General features: G+C 72.4%; 17 protein-coding genes. 12 read left to right on the forward strand and 5 right to left on the reverse strand.

Annotated elements, in window-relative coordinates; all coding sequences use genetic code 11:
• Nucleotides 1-62 precede the first annotated feature (62 nt).
• Nucleotides 63-482: a hypothetical protein gene (locus tag LXT23_RS26490; RefSeq protein ID WP_253983075.1), complete on the forward strand. Its 420-nt coding sequence runs from the start codon at nucleotides 63-65 to the stop codon at nucleotides 480-482.
• Between the two features lie 10 nt (nucleotides 483-492).
• On the opposite strand, the gene LXT23_RS26495 is transcribed toward LXT23_RS26490, so the two are convergent.
• On the reverse strand, nucleotides 493-900 hold the full coding sequence (locus LXT23_RS26495; protein ID WP_253983076.1) for a hypothetical protein: 408 nt from the start codon (nucleotides 898-900) through the stop codon (nucleotides 493-495).
• 40 nt (nucleotides 901-940) lie between these two features.
• Between LXT23_RS26495 and LXT23_RS26500 the strand changes: the two genes are divergently transcribed.
• Nucleotides 941-1,807 carry a hypothetical protein gene (locus LXT23_RS26500; protein ID WP_253983077.1) on the forward strand — a complete coding sequence of 289 codons (867 nt, stop codon included), beginning with the start codon at nucleotides 941-943 and terminating at the stop codon, nucleotides 1,805-1,807.
• A gap of 143 nt (nucleotides 1,808-1,950) precedes the next feature.
• On the opposite strand, the gene LXT23_RS26505 is transcribed toward LXT23_RS26500, so the two are convergent.
• Nucleotides 1,951-2,184 (reverse strand): hypothetical protein, encoded by a 234-nt coding sequence (locus LXT23_RS26505; protein ID WP_253983159.1) that lies wholly within the window; start codon nucleotides 2,182-2,184, stop codon nucleotides 1,951-1,953.
• A gap of 152 nt (nucleotides 2,185-2,336) precedes the next feature.
• A complete protein-coding gene (locus tag LXT23_RS26510; protein WP_267146713.1) occupies nucleotides 2,337-4,553 on the reverse strand; it encodes a hybrid sensor histidine kinase/response regulator in 2,217 nt (738 codons plus the stop codon).
• Nucleotides 4,554-4,888: 335 nt separating this feature from the next.
• On the opposite strand from LXT23_RS26510, the gene LXT23_RS26515 reads away from it, so the two are divergent.
• The 10 genes from LXT23_RS26515 (at nucleotide 4,889) to LXT23_RS26560 (ending at nucleotide 16,004) form a co-directional block, all read left to right on the forward strand.
• A complete protein-coding gene (locus LXT23_RS26515; RefSeq protein WP_253983078.1) occupies nucleotides 4,889-5,869 on the forward strand; it encodes a hypothetical protein in 981 nt (326 codons plus the stop codon).
• Between the two features lie 142 nt (nucleotides 5,870-6,011).
• Nucleotides 6,012-7,025 (forward strand): serine/threonine-protein kinase, encoded by a 1,014-nt coding sequence (locus tag LXT23_RS26520; RefSeq protein ID WP_253983079.1) that lies wholly within the window; start codon nucleotides 6,012-6,014, stop codon nucleotides 7,023-7,025.
• Between the two features lie 19 nt (nucleotides 7,026-7,044).
• Nucleotides 7,045-8,385 carry a sigma 54-interacting transcriptional regulator gene (locus tag LXT23_RS26525; protein ID WP_253983080.1) on the forward strand — a complete coding sequence of 447 codons (1,341 nt, stop codon included), beginning with the start codon at nucleotides 7,045-7,047 and terminating at the stop codon, nucleotides 8,383-8,385.
• 47 nt (nucleotides 8,386-8,432) lie between these two features.
• Complete coding sequence (locus LXT23_RS26530) at nucleotides 8,433-10,124, forward strand: protein kinase domain-containing protein (RefSeq protein WP_253983081.1); 1,692 nt, start codon at nucleotides 8,433-8,435, stop codon at nucleotides 10,122-10,124.
• A gap of 6 nt (nucleotides 10,125-10,130) precedes the next feature.
• Nucleotides 10,131-10,979, forward strand: coding sequence for a PEGA domain-containing protein (locus LXT23_RS50175; RefSeq protein ID WP_267146714.1), 849 nt, complete (start codon nucleotides 10,131-10,133; stop codon nucleotides 10,977-10,979).
• 2 nt (nucleotides 10,980-10,981) lie between these two features.
• Nucleotides 10,982-12,070, forward strand: a complete 1,089-nt coding sequence (locus LXT23_RS26540; RefSeq protein ID WP_253983082.1) for a hypothetical protein — start codon at nucleotides 10,982-10,984, stop codon at nucleotides 12,068-12,070.
• A gap of 78 nt (nucleotides 12,071-12,148) precedes the next feature.
• Nucleotides 12,149-12,868 carry a hypothetical protein gene (locus LXT23_RS26545; RefSeq protein WP_253983083.1) on the forward strand — a complete coding sequence of 240 codons (720 nt, stop codon included), beginning with the start codon at nucleotides 12,149-12,151 and terminating at the stop codon, nucleotides 12,866-12,868.
• 86 nt (nucleotides 12,869-12,954) lie between these two features.
• Nucleotides 12,955-13,380 carry a GAF domain-containing protein gene (locus LXT23_RS26550; protein WP_253983084.1) on the forward strand — a complete coding sequence of 142 codons (426 nt, stop codon included), beginning with the start codon at nucleotides 12,955-12,957 and terminating at the stop codon, nucleotides 13,378-13,380.
• Entirely contained in the window at nucleotides 13,373-14,056 is a 684-nt protein-coding gene (locus LXT23_RS26555; protein ID WP_253983085.1) for a VTT domain-containing protein, read from the forward strand. The genes LXT23_RS26550 and LXT23_RS26555 overlap by 8 nt, the downstream gene beginning before the upstream one ends.
• Nucleotides 14,057-14,291: 235 nt before the next feature.
• Entirely contained in the window at nucleotides 14,292-16,004 is a 1,713-nt protein-coding gene (locus tag LXT23_RS26560; RefSeq protein WP_253983086.1) for a PA14 domain-containing protein, read from the forward strand.
• A 66-nt stretch (nucleotides 16,005-16,070) separates the two neighbouring features.
• Here the strand turns inward: LXT23_RS26560 and LXT23_RS26565 are convergent, their stop codons facing one another.
• Together LXT23_RS26565 and rdgC are read right to left on the reverse strand one after the other, a co-directional pair.
• A complete protein-coding gene (locus tag LXT23_RS26565) occupies nucleotides 16,071-16,760 on the reverse strand; it encodes a hypothetical protein (protein WP_253983087.1) in 690 nt (229 codons plus the stop codon).
• Nucleotides 16,747-17,397, reverse strand: coding sequence for a recombination-associated protein RdgC (rdgC, locus tag LXT23_RS26570; protein ID WP_253983088.1), 651 nt, complete (start codon nucleotides 17,395-17,397; stop codon nucleotides 16,747-16,749). The genes LXT23_RS26565 and rdgC overlap by 14 nt, the downstream gene beginning before the upstream one ends.
• Nucleotides 17,398-17,496: the final 99 nt, after the last annotated feature.

Consider the following 17,496-nt stretch of genomic DNA (forward strand, 5'->3'; position numbering starts at 1 on the left):
GCCTGCGCCATCGCGACGCTCCACTGGCCCACGGACACCTAGATTGCCCGCAGGAGGTCCGAATGAAGACAGGCAGCGGCCCGGTCCGGCTCTTCCGTCATGCGGCTGGTGCGGCGGTGCTTGCCAGCCTCTTCGTCCTCGCGGCACCGGCGAGCGGACATGCAGGGGACGCAGCGCCGCAGCTGTCCTGCTACCGGCTGGCCCTGGATGGCGGACTGACGGACGAATACGCGGCCACCCAGCTGTGCCGTGGAGCCCGCTCGTCCGCTCCCGCCCGGTGCTTCCTGCGCGTGCAGGACGAGGGCTCCCTGACGCAGGGGCAGGCCGTCCAGCTCTGCCAGTTCGCCACCCCCGAGGAGGACCCCGCCGCCTGCTACCTCCAGGCGCGGCGGAAGACCTTCCTCGAGGAGTGGCGTGCGGTGCAGCTCTGCCAACCTCCGGTGACGGAGTTCCTGCGCTACTGCCCCGTCTACGTGCACTGAGGAGCCTGGCTCACTTGTTTCGCTTGAGCCGCGCTCGTGCCTTCTTGATTGTCTTCGCGAGCTCCTTGTTCGCCGGCTGGAGCTTGAGGGCCTGCTCGAGAAACTCCAGCGCGACATCCTCGGCCCCACCCCGCTCAAGGAAGAACTCGCCAAGGCGAATCAGGGTCGGGACGTTCTCCGGCTCCATTTGCAGGATGGCCCTGAAGACCTGCTCCAGGTCCTCGAGCATTCCATCGAGCTCCGGGTCGTCGGGCTCCACGTCGAGGAGGTCGTTCTCGATGCGGTCGGCGGCCTTGAGCAGCCGCTTCATCTCCGCATCAGCGGCGGACTTCTTGCTGGCCTTGGAGGACTGCTTCTTCGCCACAGGCTGCTTCTTCTTCACTGCGGATTTCTTCGTTGCCATGGAGGTCGACAGCATGTCCCGCCAACCTCTCCTCGTCTTCAACTAAGCTCGCGGAATGCCGGAGCAGCCACCGCCCCCCGGAGACCTCCCCACGGCCCGCGTCCTGGAACAGAGCGCGGCCGACGCGCCGCCCACGCCGCGCCTGCTGCTCGCGTCCGGGAGCGAGCCACGCGCCATGCTCGTGCGTCGTGGCTTCCAGCCCACCCTCGCCCCGCTGGACCTGCCCTTCCCCGCCGACATGGACGGAGAGCGCCTGGAGCGACTCGTGGAGCGCCTGGGGCACTACGCCTTCCGCCTCTTCCTGCGCGGCGCCATCCTCCGGCGCGGCAGCTTTCTTCCCGCCGAGGCCACGCGGTACCTGGAGGAGTCCCAGGCCACCACGTTCGCCAATGACCTGGTGACACTGGGGCTCGCGGCCCGCGAGGACGACGGGCGCTTCCGCCTCCTGTACCCCGCCGCCAGCTTCGGCGGCACGCTGGAGTGGTACGTGGCGCGCGAGCTGCGCCTGCGGTTCGGCTTCGACGTCGCCGTCGGCGTGAAGTTCCACGCGCCGGAAGTCGGCGGAGACCTGGACGTGGTCGCCACCGCCGAGAGCAAGCTCCTGTACCTGGAGATGAAGTCCTCGCCCCCCAAGCACCTGGCGCCCGACGAGGTAGGAGCCTTCTTCCGGCGCGTGCGCGCGCTGCGGCCCCACCTGGCCATCTTCGTCATGGACACCGCGCTGCGCCTGTCCGACAAGGTGCTGCCCCTGCTCCAGGCCGAGCTGAGCACCCAGCCGCCCCCCGCTCCCCGGCGCGTGGTCCGCGAGGTCTGGGCCCTCACCCCGCACCTCTACGTGGTCAACGCGCGGCAGGACCTGATGAGCAACATCGGCCTCGCCATCGCGGAGGGCTTCCGCGCGCTCGCGCCTCCTCCGCCGTGAGCCCGCCGGTGCGGTAGCGAGAAAACAGGAAGGCCCCAACCGCTGCTGACGCCGGTCATCCTGGCGCACGAGCGCGGCGTGCTGCTGGACCTGGACGGCGTGCGCCCCCTGGCTTCGCGCCGGGTCGCCGTGGACATGCTCCACTACGCCTGCGCGGTGCTGGCGCCCCCGGGGCTTCGCTTCCGGGCCCCCCGGCCCTCCGGCGAAGTCACGGCCGGCAGCAACGTCACCTCGCCCCGCCGAGAGGACGGCCGGCTCGCACTCCGGGACGCCTGCCGGCGGCGCCGGCGCACCCACCACACCGCCACGGCGGCCACGACGACCACCACGCCAAAGCGCGACAGCGAGGGGATGAACGACGAGTCACGGACAGGCATCGCGGCCTCCTCTGAGGGACGCCGCCAGGGATTGCACCTCGAATGCCAGGACGCAGTGCCCGTGGCTCCAGCGGGTTACGTGCCGCCGTCCCCCGGGCTGCTCCAGACTGGAGCACCGGATTGGTGCGACTGCTCCAGACTGGACGTCCGCCTCAGGAGGCGGCGACCACCCGCGGCTCCCGGGCGGCGAGCACCTCGCGCAGCCGGGCGAGGTCCACCGGCTTGACCAGGTGCTCGTCGAAGCCGGCCTGCAGGGCGCGCAGGCGGTCCTCCCGCAGGCCATAGCCCGTCACCGCGACAATCAGGAGCGCGCGCCCGCTCTCGGACGCACGCAGCGCCCGCGCCACCTCGTAGCCGTCCAGCCCGGGCAGGCCGATGTCCAGGAGGACGACGTCCGGGTGCAGCTCGCGCGCCTTCGCCAGTCCCGACAGGCCATCCTCGGCCTCGAAGACGGTGTGGCCATCCGTCTCCAGCAGCTCCCGCACGAGCTGCCGGCTGTCGGTGTGGTCCTCGACGAGCAGCATGCGCAGCCCCTGGCCGGGAGCCACGACGTCCACGCCCGGCGGCGTCACCGTCGTCACCTCGCCCCGGGGCAGGCGCACCGTGAAGCTGCTGCCGCGCGCGTTGCCCTCGCTCCGCGCCTGCACGGTGCCGCCGTGCAGCTCGACCAGGCGCTTCACCAGCGTGAGTCCCACGCCCAGCCCGCCCTGGGAGCGGTCCAGGGTGTGGTCCGCCTGGAAGAACAGCTCGAAGACGCGCGGCAGCACCTCGGGCGGCAGGCCCACGCCGGTGTCGGAGACCTCCAGCACCACGTGCTCGCTCTCCACCCGCGTGCGGACGTGGACGCGGCCTCCGTCCGGGGTGTACTTGAGCGCGTTGGACACCAGGTTGGTGACGACCTGGTACAGCCGGCCCTCGTCGCCCTCCAGCCACGCGGGCTCCACGTCCAGCTCCACCTGGTGCGCCCGGGTGCGGCCGGCGGACTCGAGCGCGACGACGGCGCGGCGCACGCACTCCGCCAGGTCCAGGCTCCCCTTCTGGAGGACGATGCGGCCGGTGCTCACGCGGGCCACGTCCAGCAGGTCATCCACCAGCCGGGCCAGGTGCAGCGCCTGCCGCTCCACCAGCGCCCGCGCGCGCTCGCGCCGCACGTCGTCGCGGGCCACGCTGAGCACCTTCACGCCGCTGGTGATGGCGGACAGCGGGTTGCGCAGCTCGTGGCCCAGCATGGCGAGGAACTGGTCCTTCGCGCGGTTGGCCGCCTCGGCCTCGGCGCGCGCCGCCTCGGCCTCGGACATCTTCGCCCGGAGCACCACCTCGCGCTCCGCCACCAGCGCGGTGGTGCGGGCCAGCGCCACCCGCAGCCCCTCCAGCTCGGAGATGCCGGTGGGGCCGACGCGGCCAAAGGCAGCGGACGTGGCCGCGCTGTCCGTGGCCGCGCGGGCCAGGGCCTTCAGCGGCAGGGTGATGCGGCGCCCTACCCAGGCCGCCCAGGCCCCGGCAATGAGACAGCACACCAGGCCCACGCCCACCAGCGAGAGCAGTGAGCGGTGGATGGGCGCATCGAAGGTCGCCCGTGGCGCGGAGAAGACCACCGACCACGGCACCAGCTGCGAGCGGGACACGGCCGTGTACGACTCCACGCCGTCCCGGGTCACCGTCGGGTAGAAGCCCTCCGGCGCGGAGCGGAGCTTCTCGCGGAACCCCGCGCTGGCATGTGTCCCGACGAACCGGTCGGCGGCGCGGCTGCGCGCGAGGATGATGCCCTCCTCGTCCACCAGGGCGCCCAGCCAGTCTCCGGGGATGCGCTGCTCCGCCCACAGCTTGTTGAAGTGCGACATCGCGTACATCGCGACCAGGACGCTGGTAATCCGCTGCCCCTTCCGCACCGGCATCGCCACCACCACCCGGGGCTGCCCGTGGGAGCGTGCGAAGGGGAAGTCGGAGATGACCGGCCGGCCCGTCTCCAGCACCTCGCGCAGGTAGGGACGCTCTCCTTCGATGGCGCCGGGCGAGCCGAAGGGCTGCTCGGTGGAGAGCACCGTCCGCCCCTCCAGGTCCAGCAGCGCCAGGGACACCCAGGGTTGCTGCGAGCGGACGACGGCCTTGCACGTTGCGTAGAAGGTCTTCAGGTCACCGTGCGCGAGCGGCTCGGAGTGGGACAGCACCTCCAGGGCCCGGATGGACTGACCCAGCTCGCGGTCGATGGCGAGCGACAGCGCCCGTGCCGTCTCGCGCATGCCATGCTCGCGCGCGTCCCACTGGGCGGTGGCGAAGCGCTCCACGACGCCCACGGCGAAGAGGACGACCGGAATGAGCAGGCCCAGCGCGAGCAGCGCGAGGTGGAAGCGAAGCGGACGCGCCATCATCGACCGGAGTCCAGGAGGAGCTCGTGCATGGGGAGGGGTCAGCGCCACAAAGGACAAGAAGCGGCGGGCCCCATCCTGCCCCGCCTCAGAGTCAATAAGCACCCGCTCCCGTCGGAGTGGCGCGGGCTGAACACTCCTGCTCCGGAAAGCCGCACATGGAGTGCCATCGCAGGCGCCAGCCATCAACCCGGCCCGCACCTGTAGTCGTCAGCCTACAGGCCGGGTGAGCGGGCTTCGTCCTTTCGCACCCTTGGCTCGGGCCCGGGGCTTGCTCTTGCCGCCCCGCGTCTGGCCGCCAACGACACCCCCGACGGCCTCAACGCAAGGACGACATCATGTTCAAGAAGAGTGCGTGGCTGCTCTCCGCCCTGGCCCTCACCGCCTGTCAGAAGGAGGTCGACTTCCAGGACGGCCTGCCCACCGTGGACACCGTGAAGCTGGCCCTGCCGGCGAGCGACTCGCAGGGCCAGGGGCTGGTGAGCACCGAGGGCGGCGTGCGCGCCCACAAGCAGGGCGAGGTCTCCGGCTTCTACCTCCTCACGCTCGGCTCCGTGGTGCTGGTGAATGGCACCACCGCCTTCACGCTCGCGGGCCTGGCGGCGGTCGCCAGCCAGGAGCCCACGTCCGTGGACGGGGACACCGCCACCTTCGGCCCGCACACGCCCGCCGGCAGCTCCACCACGTGGCGGCTGACGGTGACGCGCACGGATGCGGACCGCTTCACGTATGGCCTGTCCGGCAAGCCGAAGGACGGCCCGGACTCCGCCTATGTCACCCTGCTGTCCGGCAACCACACCGTGGCCGTGGGCGACGACGGCCGTGCGAGGCGGGGCTACGGCGAGGGCAGCTTCCTCATCGAGTGGGAGCACGTGACGCGCCTGTCGAACCAGCCGGTGAAGAAGGGCAGCGCGGAGTTCCGCTACACCCGCGCCGCGCCGGCAGAGACGGTGCGCGTGGAGGTGGACTTCCGCGAGTTCCACGGCGACAACCCCGTGCCCCTCACCGCGCTGTACCGCTACACGCAGGTGCCCGGCGGCGAGGGCTCCTTCGCGTTCGCCAAGGATGACAACATCCACTGGTTCGACCTGACGCGCCTGGCGCCCGAGCGGCTGAGCATCAAGAGCCGCTGGAAGTCCAACGGCGAGGGCCGCTCGGACGCGCGCGTGCGCGGTGGCGACCTGACGGTGGAGGGCACCCTCGGCGAGTGCTGGGACGCGCGCTTCCGCAGCACGGTGCTCGTGCGCAGCGACGCCTACGAGGCCTGGGGCAGCGCGCCCACCGGCTGCGCCTACACCGCGCCCGACTACGCGGACTGACGACCCCGGTCGACACCCCATGCCGCCACGCACCTCCCCGGCTATGCTGCGTGCGTGGCGGCATCCCACCTCTCTTCCGAGCAGCCCCCGGCGGACGCGTTCGCGCGCCGCCTTCCCTCCCCTTCGAGGACGGTCCGGCGCCATGGCGCACGCGGCTGACCTCGGCACGCTGGGCCGGTACCGGCTGACGGCGCGCCTGGCTCGCGGCGGCATGGCGGAGGTGTACGTGGGCGTGCTGCCGGGCCCGGAAGGCTTCGAGAAGCCCGTGGTGCTCAAGCGCATGCTGCCCGAATTGGCCGGCCAGGAGACGTACCGGCAGATGTTCGCCCAGGAGGCGCGGCTGATGGCCACCTTCGGCCACGGCCACGTCGTCTCCGCGCTGGACTATGGCGTGGAGGGCGAAGCGCCCTTCCTGGTGCTGGAGTACGTGGACGGCGTGGACCTGGGCCGGGCGCTCGCGGTGAAGGGCACGCTGACGCCCGCGCTGGTGCGCCACCTGGGGCTGTGCCTGCTGAGCGCGCTGGAGCACGTGCACGGCCTGCGCGACACCCGGGGCGAGGGGCTGGGCATCGTCCACCGCGACATCAGCCCCGCCAACGTGCTGCTGGGGCGCACGGGCGACGTGAAGCTGGCGGACTTCGGCATCGCCAAGGGGCTGCGCTCCCCCGCGCGCACGGCGCCCGGCAGCACGCGCGGCCGGCTGCGGTACATGTCTCCGGAGCAGCTGCGCGGAGGCCCGCTGGATGCGCGCGCGGACCTGTTCTCCCTGGCGGTGCTTCTCTACGAGGTGGCCGTGGGCCAGAGCCCCTTCGCCGCAACGACGGACGCACAGCTGCTGTTCGCCGTGCGCGAGGCACGGCTGGTGCCGCCGGAGGCCCTGGTGCGCGCGGGCGGGGCCGCGCTGGCACAGGTGCTCCACCGCGCGCTGAGTGCGCACCCGGCCGAGCGCTTCGCTTCCGCCGCCGACATGGCCCGCGCGCTGATGGCGGTGGAGACGGAGGCCCTGGCCGGAGAGCAGCCCTGGCGGGTGGCGGAGGTGGTGGCGGACACGCTGGCGGCCGAGAAGGCCGCGGTCTCCGGCGCGCCGCGTGCTGGCCGGGAGCCCGGCCCGTTCTCCGCCGCGCTGCTCGAGGTCCAGGGCGATGACGAGGGTTGATGGTATGAGCGGGAGCGGCATGTCGGGACACACCGAGGTCATCTCCACGCGGGACGCGGCCGGCGGGCTCACCGTGCGGCGCGTGCGGCTCCAGGTCTCCGGTGGCGCGGACGCGGGCGCGGAGGTGTGCACGTCCGCGGAGAAGCTCACCATCGGCAGCGCGCCGGGCAACGACCTGGTGCTGGGCGACCCGACGGTGTCCCGCTTCCACGCGGAGCTGGTGCGGGAGCGCGGCGGCCACCGGCTGAGAGACCTGGGCAGCACCAACGGCACCCGCGTGGACCACGTGCGCGTGGCGGACGCGTACGTCGCGGACGGGGCCACGCTCGCCTTCGGCGGCACCTCCGTGCGCTTCTCGCTGGTGGCCGAGCAGGACGTGGTGCCGCTCCACCCCGAGCCGCACTACGGACGGCTGGTGGGAGAGAGCGTGGCGATGCGGGCCCTGTTCGCGCAGCTCGCGCGGCTGGCCGCCACGGACGCCACCGTGCTCATCGAGGGAGAGAGCGGCACCGGCAAGGAGCTGGTGGCCGAGGCCCTGCACCAGCAGAGCCCGCGTGCCTCCGGGCCCTTCATCGTCGTGGACTGCGGCTCCATCCCCTCGGAGCTGGTGGAGAGCGAGCTGTTCGGCCACGAGAAGGGCGCCTTCACCGGCGCCACCCACGAGCGGCGCGGCGCCTTCGAGGCAGCGAGCGGCGGCACCCTCTTCCTGGACGAGATTGGCGAGCTGCCGCTGGCGGTGCAGCCGCGCCTGTTGCGCGCGCTGGAGCGGCGGCAGGTCAAGCGCGTGGGCTCGGACCAGTACCGGAGCGTGGACGTGCGCTTCGTGGCCGCCACGCACCGCGACCTGCGCGAGGCGGTGAACCGGGGCCACCTGCGCGAGGACCTCTACTTCCGGCTCGCGGTGGGCATGGTCCGCGTGCCCCCGCTGCGCGCGCACCTGGAGGACGTGCCCCTGCTGCTGCAGCACCTGTGGGACGAGACGTTCCGCGCGCTGGGCCTGCCGCCGCGCCCCTATGCGGCTCCGGGCGCGGAGACGCTGCGCCAGCTCGCGTCGCTGCCCTGGCGCGGCAACGTGCGCGAGCTGCGCAACTTCGTGGAGCGCAGCGTGGCCATGTCCGGCGCGCTGGACACGTCCTTCGTCCAGGGCGCGCGGACGGACACGGCGACGCCGGGCAGCCCCGTGGTGCGCGTGGACCTGCCCTACAAGGAGGCGAAGGACACCTGGCTGGCGCACTTCGAGGAGACGTACCTCCGCCACCGGCTGAGCGCCGCGGGCGGCAACGTCAGCCAGATGGCGCGCGAGGCGGAGGTGGACCGGGCCCACGTCATCAAGCTGCTGCGCAAGCACGCGGTGCGCTGACTCCCACCGTATCCGCCCTGCTGCTCGTGCTACCGTCCTCCGCCGTCATGCCTCGCTGCCCGAAGTGCCAGAGCGAGTACGAGGACGGCCTCGTCTACTGCCCGCGCGACGCCGAGGCGCTGCTGCCCATGGTGCTGGAGGGCCGCTACCGGCTGCTGTCCCCGCTGGGCGCGGGCGGCATGGGGCGGGTGTACCTGGCCGAGCACGTGGGCCTGGGCAAGCGCGTGGCGGTGAAGGTGCTGCGCGGGGAATTCTCACGCGACGCCACCTTCGCCCGGCGCTTCGAGCTGGAGGCCATCGCCGCCAGCCAGATGGGCCACGAGAACATCGTCGACGTGACGGACCTGGGGCGCACGCCCGGGGGCGAGCTGTACTACGTCATGGAGCTGCTGGAGGGCGCGAGCCTGGGCTCGGTACTGCTGCGCGAGCGGTACCTGCCACTCTCCCGCGCGGTGCCCGTGCTGGCGCAGGTGTGCCGGGCGCTGGAGGCCGCGCATGCGCGAGGCATCGTCCACCGTGACGTGAAGCCGCAGAACGTGATGCTGCTGATGCGCGAGGGGCGGCCGGACTTCGTGAAGGTGGTGGACTTCGGCATCTCCAAGGTGAGCACGCCGCAGGGCGTGAAGCTCACGGAGGCAGGCGCCATCCTCGGCACCGCGGACTACATGGCGCCCGAGCAGGCCAGGGGCATCGACGTGGACGCCAGCGCCGACGTGTATGCGGTGGGCGTGCTCACCTACGAGCTGTGCACGGGCACGCTGCCGTTCCGCGGGGAGAACACCTTCGCCACCATCCTCCAGCACGTGGAGGCCACGCCCGAGCCGCCGGGCCGCCGCCGCCCCGAGCTCGGCCTGCCCCCGGAGCTGGACGCACTGGTGATGGCGGCCCTCGCCAAGAACCCGGCCGCGCGCCCCTCCATGGCCCGCTTCCGCGCGGGGCTGGAGGCGCTGCCCGTGGGGGCCAGGACGATTCCCCTCGTCACGAGTGCGGGTGTGGCCCCACCCGAGGCGCCAGCGTCTCCACGACACACCCCCACGGCCGCGACGCGACCGCTCACTCCGAGCAGGAGGGCCGACAGCGCCACGCCCGTGGAAGAGGAGGCCCTGCCTCCGACCGTGGCCTCAGGGGGTGGCGCTCCCGAGCGCACGCGGAGGAGTGGCGGCTGGCGCATGGGCGCCGGGGCCGTCGTGCTGGCCGCGGCGGCGGGACTCGTGTGGATGAACGGCGCGGAGCCTCCGCCGACGACGCGCGCGACTCCACCCGCCCAGGGGGATGCTTCAGCGGTCGCGGCCTCCGGCCCGGGTGCGTCATCCGCGCCAGGTCCCGGTGCGCCTCCCGCGTCGGGGCCGGCCTCCGCTCGGCCCGACACGGCCTCCGCCGAGGGAGGCCCTGCGAGCGCCCCTGCCACGCGACACCCCTCCGCACGCGCCACGGAACCGGCACCTTCGTCCGAGACCGCTGCCCGGACACGGCTCCACGTGCGCTCCACGCCGCCGGGCGCCAGCGTGTCCGTGGGCGGGCGCGTCCTGGGCGTCACGCCCCTGGTTCTCGACCGCGCCGCCGTGGGCGAGGGCCCCCTGCGCTTCACGCTGCAAGGCCATGAATCCGTGTCGGTGGAGCGCCTGACTCCGGGCACGCGGCTGGATGTGACTCTGAAGAAGCAGGCCTCGTCCTCCGTCCGCACGCCTGCGCCCACGCGGCTGCCCAAGGTGCAGGACCTCAAGCCCAATCCATTCTGAGCCCCTATGACTCGCGGCCTTCGTCCCCTCCTCTTCCTCGCGCTCGCCCTGCTCGTCACAGGCACGAGTGCCCACGCGGCCGACAACCGCGCCGCCGCGCGCAAGCAGTTCGAGCGAGGCACCCGCCTCTACCAACAGGCCCGCTACGAGGAAGCCGTCTCCGCGTTCGAGGAGGCCTACCGCCTCCGGCCCAATGGCGTCGTCCACTACAACCTGGGCCAGTGCCACGAGAAGCTCGGCAACCTGGAGAAGGCGCTGGAGTCGTACCGCGCATACCTGCGCGACGTGCCCCAGGCGGAGGACCGGGACACCGTCGAGCGGCTCATCGCCAGCCTGGAGGCACGCGCCGAAGCCCGGCGCAAACCCCAGGTGAACATCGCCAGTGAGCCCTCGGGCGCGGAGCTTCGGCTCGACGGCACGGCCGTCGGCGCCACGCCCTGGAGCGGCCCGGTGGAGGCGGGCACGCACCAGTTGGAGCTGACGCACCCGGGCCATGCGCCCCTGCGGCGCGAGCTGGAGGTCCGCTCCGGCGAGCCGGTGCAGCTTCAGCTCGCGCTGACACCGGAGATGGCGCTCACGGGCGAGGTGAAGGAGCAACCGCGTCCCCGGGGCCGCACCTGGACGTGGGTGGCGGCGGGCGCGGCCGGGGTGGCGGCGGCGGGCGCGGTGACGCTGGGGTTGATGGCACGCAAGGACTCGCGCGAGCTGGTGGGCAGCCGGCACGAGCAGCCCGAGGCGCAGCGGCTGCACGACTCGGCGGTGAGCAAGTCACGGACGGCCAACGTCCTCTACGCGGTGGCCGGCGTGGCTGGCGCCGCGGGCGTCACCCTGTTCTTCGTCGAAGGGAGCTTCTGACCATGCGCGCAGGGATGGTGGGACTCTTGGGACTGCTGTGGCTGGGCTGCTCCGTGCAGGTCGCCGGTGCGCCGTGCAACGACGACCTGCAGTGCCCCGGACAGCTGCACTGCGGCCTGGAGCGCACGTGCAAGGAGGGCGCGCGCTCACAGGAGCTGCTCGCCGAGTCGTGCCGCATGGCAGTAGAGGAAATGGCGATGCGCGCGGACACGTGCTTCGGTGGCACGGCGGAAGGCTACCTCCACGCGGTGGACCCCACGCAGGTGTGCCCTTCGGTGGAGGCCAGCGTGAGGGCGGGAAGGCTGGAGTTCCAGCCATCCATGTTCGGCACCTGCCTGCGGAGCCTTCGTGAGCTGCCGTGCGGGCAGGTCTCCATGGGGCTCGACGGGTTCCTCCTGAACGAGTGCGCGGCCTTCGTCCCGCGCGTGGAGGAAGGCGGGGAGTGCGGCAACTCGGCCGAGTGCAACGAGGGGTGGTGCAGGACGGCCAACACCTGTCCCGGCACGTGCGCGCGCCTCATTCCGGCCGGTCGCGCGTGCACCGCGACGGACCGGTGCATGCCAGGCTCCATTTGCGTGTCCGGGACGTGCCGGCAGTACCCGGGCGCGGGCGAGGCGTGCACGTCCGACCTGAAGTGCAACCCGGACAGCAACATCGTCTGCGGCCCGGAAGGCCGCTGCGTACAGCGCAGGACGTCCGGCACGTGCAAGGCGAATGACGACTGCGCCACCGGGTACCTCTGCGTGCGGACGCAGCCCGCCGCGAAGGACAAGTCCCCCCTCGAGTGCCGTCCCACGAAGAGGCTCGACGAGCCGTGTGTACCCGGTGCGCGGGAGTGCGAGCTCCTGCACTACTGCGACTCGGCGACGAGCCGGTGCCGGCCCTGGCCCACCCAGGGCTCGGCGTGCGGAGACGTGAATGGCACGGATGAGCTGGTGCTGTGCTCAGGAACGCTCTGCTTCCTTGGCGGCGGCCTCCAGCTCATCTGCCTGGCCCCTGCCGCGCCCGGGGAGGGCTGCGTCTTCCCCCAGGACTGCGGCCCCACCGCCGCGTGCCGGCAGAACGTCTGTACTCCCACCTGGTGCAGGTGAGCCGGGGGCTCCCGGCGACCGCGCGCCATTCGCGCTATCCTGAGGCCCTGCTCCGACCGCGTCGGAAAGGGGGCCGCCGTGAGAGCCGCGCCATGGATGCTGGGTGCCGTGCTCACGGGGCTGGCCGGCTGCGCGCCCACCACGATGAGCCCCATGGGCGTGCGGCTGGCTCGCGGCGGCGCAGGCCACGTCACGAAGCGCGCGGGCATTCGCACCGGTCCCCGGCTGTCCGTGCCCCTGCAGACCCCTGAGGAGTTCCAGGGCAACCGCGCGCCCTTCTCCTCCCCCCAGTGGAGCGTGGCGTACGACGCGGACCTGCTCATCCCGGTGGGCGGCGGCACCGGCGTCCACGTGGGCTTCCAGGGCGAGGTGGGCTGCGACGAGGTCGAGGCCACCTGCCCCGTCCCGGTGCCCGGCTATGGCCTCTCCCTGGGCATGTCCCACTTCTTCCAGCTCGGTGACGTGAGCATCGCGCCCGCGGTGGTGCTGCGCGGCGCCACCGACTTCGGCTTCGCGTCGGTGGGAGGCCCCAGCAGCGTGCTGGGCGTGGAGGCGTCCGCCTCGCTCGCGCTGCACGGCGACGACGCGGTGTTCGGCGTCGTGCCCTTCATCGGCGTGCACCGGCTCATCATCTCGGACCGGACCGCGTCGGCCACGTATGCGGGCGTGGCGCTCGCGGGGCAGTTCGAAATCGGAGGCGGCGAGTTCGTGGAGCTCACCGCCGGCGCCGGCCGCGTGGACATGCGCGGCGTGGAGCCCTGGTGGGCGCCCATCTTCGGCATCCGCGGCGGGCCGTGAGCCCCCGCGGGCAACGTCGACTGCCGCATAGTCGCGGACCGGCGCGTTGACACCCCGAGAGACGGGGGCGCACAGTCGAGTGCGCCATGAGCACGAACACCCCCTCGTATCAGGCGTGGCTGGAGTCCTTCGCGGCCGAGCACGGCGCGGCCGCGGGAACCATCCACGTGCAGCGCGGTGAAGACCTGGAGCTGGTGGCGGCCCTCAACATCCCGCCGCCCGTACTCAACGCCGTCCGGCACGTGCCCCACGGCAAGGGCATGGCCGGGCTGGCCCAGGTGCGCAAGGCGCCGGTGCAGACCTGCAACCTGAAGGAAGACGACACGGGCCGCATCAAGCCCGGTGCGAAGGCAGTGGACGCCCGCGCCGCGGTGGCGCTGCCCGTGCTGGACGGCGACGGCCAGGTGCGCGCGGTGGTGGGCATCGCCTTCATGAAGGAAGGCGAGCTGCCCGCCGAACAGGAGCAGGCCCTGATGGCCGCGGCGGCGCGGCTGCCGCTCGCGGATGCTTGAGCCCGCGCCGGGAGGCCTGACCCCCACCCGCGCCGCGAGCCCCCGGGTATGGGTCGGCTGGGCGGCGTTCAGCGCGCTGCTGCTGGCCGGCGTGCTGGTGCCCTTTGCCCTGTTCGGCGCGGAGCTGGAGGCAGTGGCGCAGCGGTTCCTCTCCGTGCGCCCTCCCCCCTGGCAGGTGGCGCTGGTGCTGGGCGGGCTGCTCGCGGGGGACGTGCTGCTGCCCGTGCCCTCCAGCCTCGTGGGCACGGCGGCGGGAGGACTGCTGGGCTTCTGGGGCGGCCTCGTCACCGCGTGGCTGGGAATGATGGTGGGCTGCGTCGTGGGCTACGGCCTGGGCGCCCGCGCGGGGACGGTTGCGCTGCGGCGCCTGACGGGCGACGCGGAGGTGGAGCGGCTGGCGCGTGCCGCCGAGCGGCTGGGGCCCTGGTTCCTGCTGGTGTTCCGGGCGGTGCCGGTGCTGGCGGAGACCTCCGTCGTCTTCGCGGGCACGGGACGGATGCCGCGCCGGACCTTCCTCATGGTGTGCGCCCTGTCCAACCTGGGAGTGTCCGCGACGTACGCGGCGCTGGGCGCCACGGCGGCGCGCTGGGAGTCCTTCCTGGTGCTCTTCGCGGGCATGGTGATGGTGCCGGGCCTCGCGCTCGCGTGGGTGCGCCGCCGAGGCGCCTTCCGCTGAGGCTCCCACCTGGGGGCGCGAAGAGCGACCTCAGCGACCCGGTCCCACGCTCCGGAGCGACACCGTGGAGCCTGGCTGCAGCGGAGCGGAAAAGTTGTGACGAGAGGCGCTTCATTTCTCGGTGAAGGCGCCTCACGTCTCTTCCCTCGCGTGGAGCGCCGACGCAAGTTGCCGGGGCCCTCCTCCCTCCGCCTTCCCGAGGATGGGCCTTCCCCTTCAGAGAGGAGTCCCTCCGATGCGACACACCCCCGCTGTGCGCCTCATGGCCGGCGCGCTCGCGCTCACCGCGCTGCTCGCCTGTGGTCCCACGCAGGAGCCCGCGGCTGGCGCCGAGCTCGAGACGAGCGCCCAGGCGCAGACCTCCAGCAACGGCCTGGTGACGCTGGAAGCCGTGGCCACCGGCAAGCCCTACACCTTCGCCACGGCGCAGGTGGGCACGAAGCTGTACGTCGACCGCGCGCAGCACGCCATCACCGGCCTGTCCTCGCGCCTCCAGGGCGGCGTGCTGCTCCAGGCGGCCAATGACGACAAGCAATACACCGGCACGGAGCAGGTGCGGCTGCGGCTGAACAGCGCCGCCACCGTCTACGTGGCCATGGACCGCCGCAACACCGTGCTGCCGGCGTGGCTGGCGGATGGCACCTGGTCGCTCACCGACGAGACGTTCGCCACCAACGACCCGTCCGCCACCACGTCCACCCCCTCCACGCCCATGAAGGTGTACGTGAAGTCCGTGCCGGGCGGGACGCTGGTGCTGGGCGGCGGAATGGCCGCCCCCGCGCAGGGCACCAACGCGCAGTACGCGGTGGTCGCCCAGTTCGTCACGCCCCAGCCGGGCGTCATCGCCCGCTACTTCCCCGACATCCGCATGGGAGGCGTGCCCGTGCTGCGCTACCTGCCCGACGTGAGCTTCTCCGCTGGCACCGGCGCACCGGTGCCCGGCATCCCCGCGGACTTCTTCGGCGCGCGCATCGAGGGCTACGTCACCCCCGCGTACTCGCAGACGTACACCTTCTACACGCAGGCGAGCGGCGGCGTGCGCCTGTGGGTCAACGGCCGGCTCCTGGTGGACGACTGGTTCGAGCACGGCGTCGAGCAGCACTCGGGCAGCATCCGGCTCGCGCAGGGCATCCCCGCCAGCGTCGTGGTGGAGTTCTTCGACGCGGAGGCCGCGGCCTCGCTGCTGCTGCGGTGGCAGAGCCCCAGCCAGCCGCTCCAGGACGTGCCCACGTCCAGCCTGGAGACGCGCTCACTCCCCCTGGCGCGTCCCCTGGGCGCGCACTGCACGGATGACAGCCAGTGCCGCTCCGGCGACTGCAACGTCTACCCGGTGGGCAACGTCACCATCTGGAACGAGGGTGACGCCGTCTGCGCCCCCCCGGTCCCCGAGGGCGAGCCCGGCGTGAAGGCCGAGTACTTCGCCTCCGAGTTCCTCTACACCCCCGTGGTGGCGCGCCAGGAGCAGTACGTGTCCACCTTCTGGGGCACCACGGCCCCGGCGCCCGGCGTGCCCGCGGAGCGCTGGTCCGCGCGCTGGTCCGCCACGCTCACCGCACCCTCCACGGGCACGTACACCCTGCGCACCAGCACCGAGGACGGCGTGCGCCTGTGGCTGGACGGGAACATGCTGATGGACAACTGGCTCGAGGCGCCCGGCGGGCAGACGCTCACCGCCAACGTGTCCATGACGGCCGGCAGCAAGCACGACCTGGTGATGGAGTTCTTCGAGGGCTACGGCACCGCCCACGCGCAGCTGGCGTGGTCCGGGCCGGGCATCCCCCTGCAGACCATCACCTCCGCGCTCACCACGCCGTCCCTCTTCGCGTGCCGGCCGCTGGGCTCGCAGTGCCGCTCCAGCGAGGACTGCTGCGGCGGGTACTGCTCCGTCTACCCGGTGGGCAACGTCACCATCTGGAACGAAGGCGCCACCGTGTGCAGCCCCCGGTAGCCTGAGGCACCTGCTTCACGGGCCGGGCGCGCTCACGAGGGCACGCCCGGTCCGGTTCAACCTCTTTCAGCCCCGGGCGGCGCGGGCCTCTCGGCCCTTGGCCCTGGCGGCCTTGGAGAGCGCGTCCGCGCCCTTCTCGTCGCCGCGCATCCACTCCTTCATGGCGGGCACCACCTGCTTGCTCCAGGCCCGGCCCGCGCGCACGGCGAGGAAGTCCTTCACCAGCGCGTCCACCATGGCCGCGAGCTGCTCGGTGAGGAAGAGCCGCTCGGAGAGCTGGTCATCCTCCTCCTCGCTCATCAGCGCCGGCAGCTTCGCCGCGCGGACGTCCAGGAACTCGGAGTCCACCGTGGCCTCGTACTCCTTCTCTCCGTGGGTGAAGCGCAGCCGCGCCTGGGACACCAGCAGCCCCCGGTCCAGCGAGTGCTTCACCTGCTCGGAGTACGGCGCCAGCGTGCCCTTGGCGCTCAGCTCCGTCACGTCGCCCGCCACGCCGCGCAGCACCACGCGGCCCATGTAGAGGACCTTGACGCCCTCGTTCTCGTACTCCACCAGCGGGTCGCCCGACTCCGAGCGCCACAGGAGCCACGTGAGGAACTCGCGGCCCAGGTAGGCCCGGCCGCGCAGCAGCGCTTCGCGGGCCTTGCCCTTCTCGGCTTCGGCCTCGTCCTGCTTCTCCTCGGTGGCGCCGCCGTCCACACCCACGTCGCCGCGCATGAAGGCCGCTTCGGCCCGCGCCTGCTCACGCCCTGCCATGGGACACCTCCTCGCCCGCCGACGCCGGCAGGTCCATGCCAATCAGCTCCGCGGTGGGCCCCAGGGCGGCCTCGTCGATGCCCTCGGTGCGCGCCTGGTCCGCCGGCGTCATGCCGATGAACTTCACGCTCAGCGCGCTCTCCAGCGCCACCATGATTTCGTCCACCACCTTCCGCGACGCGGCCCAGATCTGCATCTGCTGCGTCTTCAGGTTCCAGCTCACGTCCAGCACGTTGGTGCGGGGCGTGGCGCGGTTGCGGAGCATCTGGCGGATTTCGCCCTTGAACTGGGTCTTCTCGCCGCGGCTGGGAGGACGGTCGTTCTCCTTCTCGAAGGCGGCGGCCCACTTGGTCAGCTCCGCCTTCATCTGCGCGGCGGGCACCTTGATGGTGTCGATGCGGAAGGCGAACAGCGCGTACTCACCATAGAAGAGGCGGCCGGCGGAGAACTCGCTGGCGTCCGCGTTCTCCAGCTCCACGAAGCCGGCGGCGCGCTCTTCCTCGGACTTCCGGTCGATGGGCTCGAACGCGTGCGCCTTGAGGCCGCGCGACAGCCAGCGCTTGATATCGGAGGGCGCTTCCTTCGCCGGTTCGACCCGGAAGCGCGAGAAGGTGACGGCACCACGAAGGACAGGCATGGGGCGCGGCAGGATGGGGGGCGAGCGCCGCGCCGTCAAGGCACTCGCTGTCTCTGGACGCGTCCCTTCCCCGGGCGCGATTTCGAGGTACTTTTTTCC

The sequence above is a fragment of the Pyxidicoccus xibeiensis genome (assembly GCF_024198175.1).
GTDB classification, from domain to species: Bacteria; Myxococcota; Myxococcia; order Myxococcales; family Myxococcaceae; genus Myxococcus; species Myxococcus xibeiensis.

Coding starts and splice junctions, on each gene's coding strand:
- LXT23_RS26490 (WP_253983075.1), top strand. CDS start 63: ATGAAGACAGGCAGCGGCCCGGTCCGGCTCTTCCGTCATGCGGCTGGT.
- LXT23_RS26495 (WP_253983076.1), bottom strand. CDS start 900: ATGCTGTCGACCTCCATGGCAACGAAGAAATCCGCAGTGAAGAAGAAG.
- LXT23_RS26500 (WP_253983077.1), top strand. CDS start 941: ATGCCGGAGCAGCCACCGCCCCCCGGAGACCTCCCCACGGCCCGCGTC.
- LXT23_RS26505 (WP_253983159.1), bottom strand. CDS start 2,184: ATGCCTGTCCGTGACTCGTCGTTCATCCCCTCGCTGTCGCGCTTTGGC.
- LXT23_RS26510 (WP_267146713.1), bottom strand. CDS start 4,553: ATGATGGCGCGTCCGCTTCGCTTCCACCTCGCGCTGCTCGCGCTGGGC.
- LXT23_RS26515 (WP_253983078.1), top strand. CDS start 4,889: ATGTTCAAGAAGAGTGCGTGGCTGCTCTCCGCCCTGGCCCTCACCGCC.
- LXT23_RS26520 (WP_253983079.1), top strand. CDS start 6,012: ATGGCGCACGCGGCTGACCTCGGCACGCTGGGCCGGTACCGGCTGACG.
- LXT23_RS26525 (WP_253983080.1), top strand. CDS start 7,045: ATGTCGGGACACACCGAGGTCATCTCCACGCGGGACGCGGCCGGCGGG.
- LXT23_RS26530 (WP_253983081.1), top strand. CDS start 8,433: ATGCCTCGCTGCCCGAAGTGCCAGAGCGAGTACGAGGACGGCCTCGTC.
- LXT23_RS50175 (WP_267146714.1), top strand. CDS start 10,131: ATGACTCGCGGCCTTCGTCCCCTCCTCTTCCTCGCGCTCGCCCTGCTC.
- LXT23_RS26540 (WP_253983082.1), top strand. CDS start 10,982: ATGCGCGCAGGGATGGTGGGACTCTTGGGACTGCTGTGGCTGGGCTGC.
- LXT23_RS26550 (WP_253983084.1), top strand. CDS start 12,955: ATGAGCACGAACACCCCCTCGTATCAGGCGTGGCTGGAGTCCTTCGCG.
- LXT23_RS26555 (WP_253983085.1), top strand. CDS start 13,373: ATGCTTGAGCCCGCGCCGGGAGGCCTGACCCCCACCCGCGCCGCGAGC.
- LXT23_RS26560 (WP_253983086.1), top strand. CDS start 14,292: ATGCGACACACCCCCGCTGTGCGCCTCATGGCCGGCGCGCTCGCGCTC.
- LXT23_RS26565 (WP_253983087.1), bottom strand. CDS start 16,760: ATGGCAGGGCGTGAGCAGGCGCGGGCCGAAGCGGCCTTCATGCGCGGC.
- rdgC (WP_253983088.1), bottom strand. CDS start 17,397: ATGCCTGTCCTTCGTGGTGCCGTCACCTTCTCGCGCTTCCGGGTCGAA.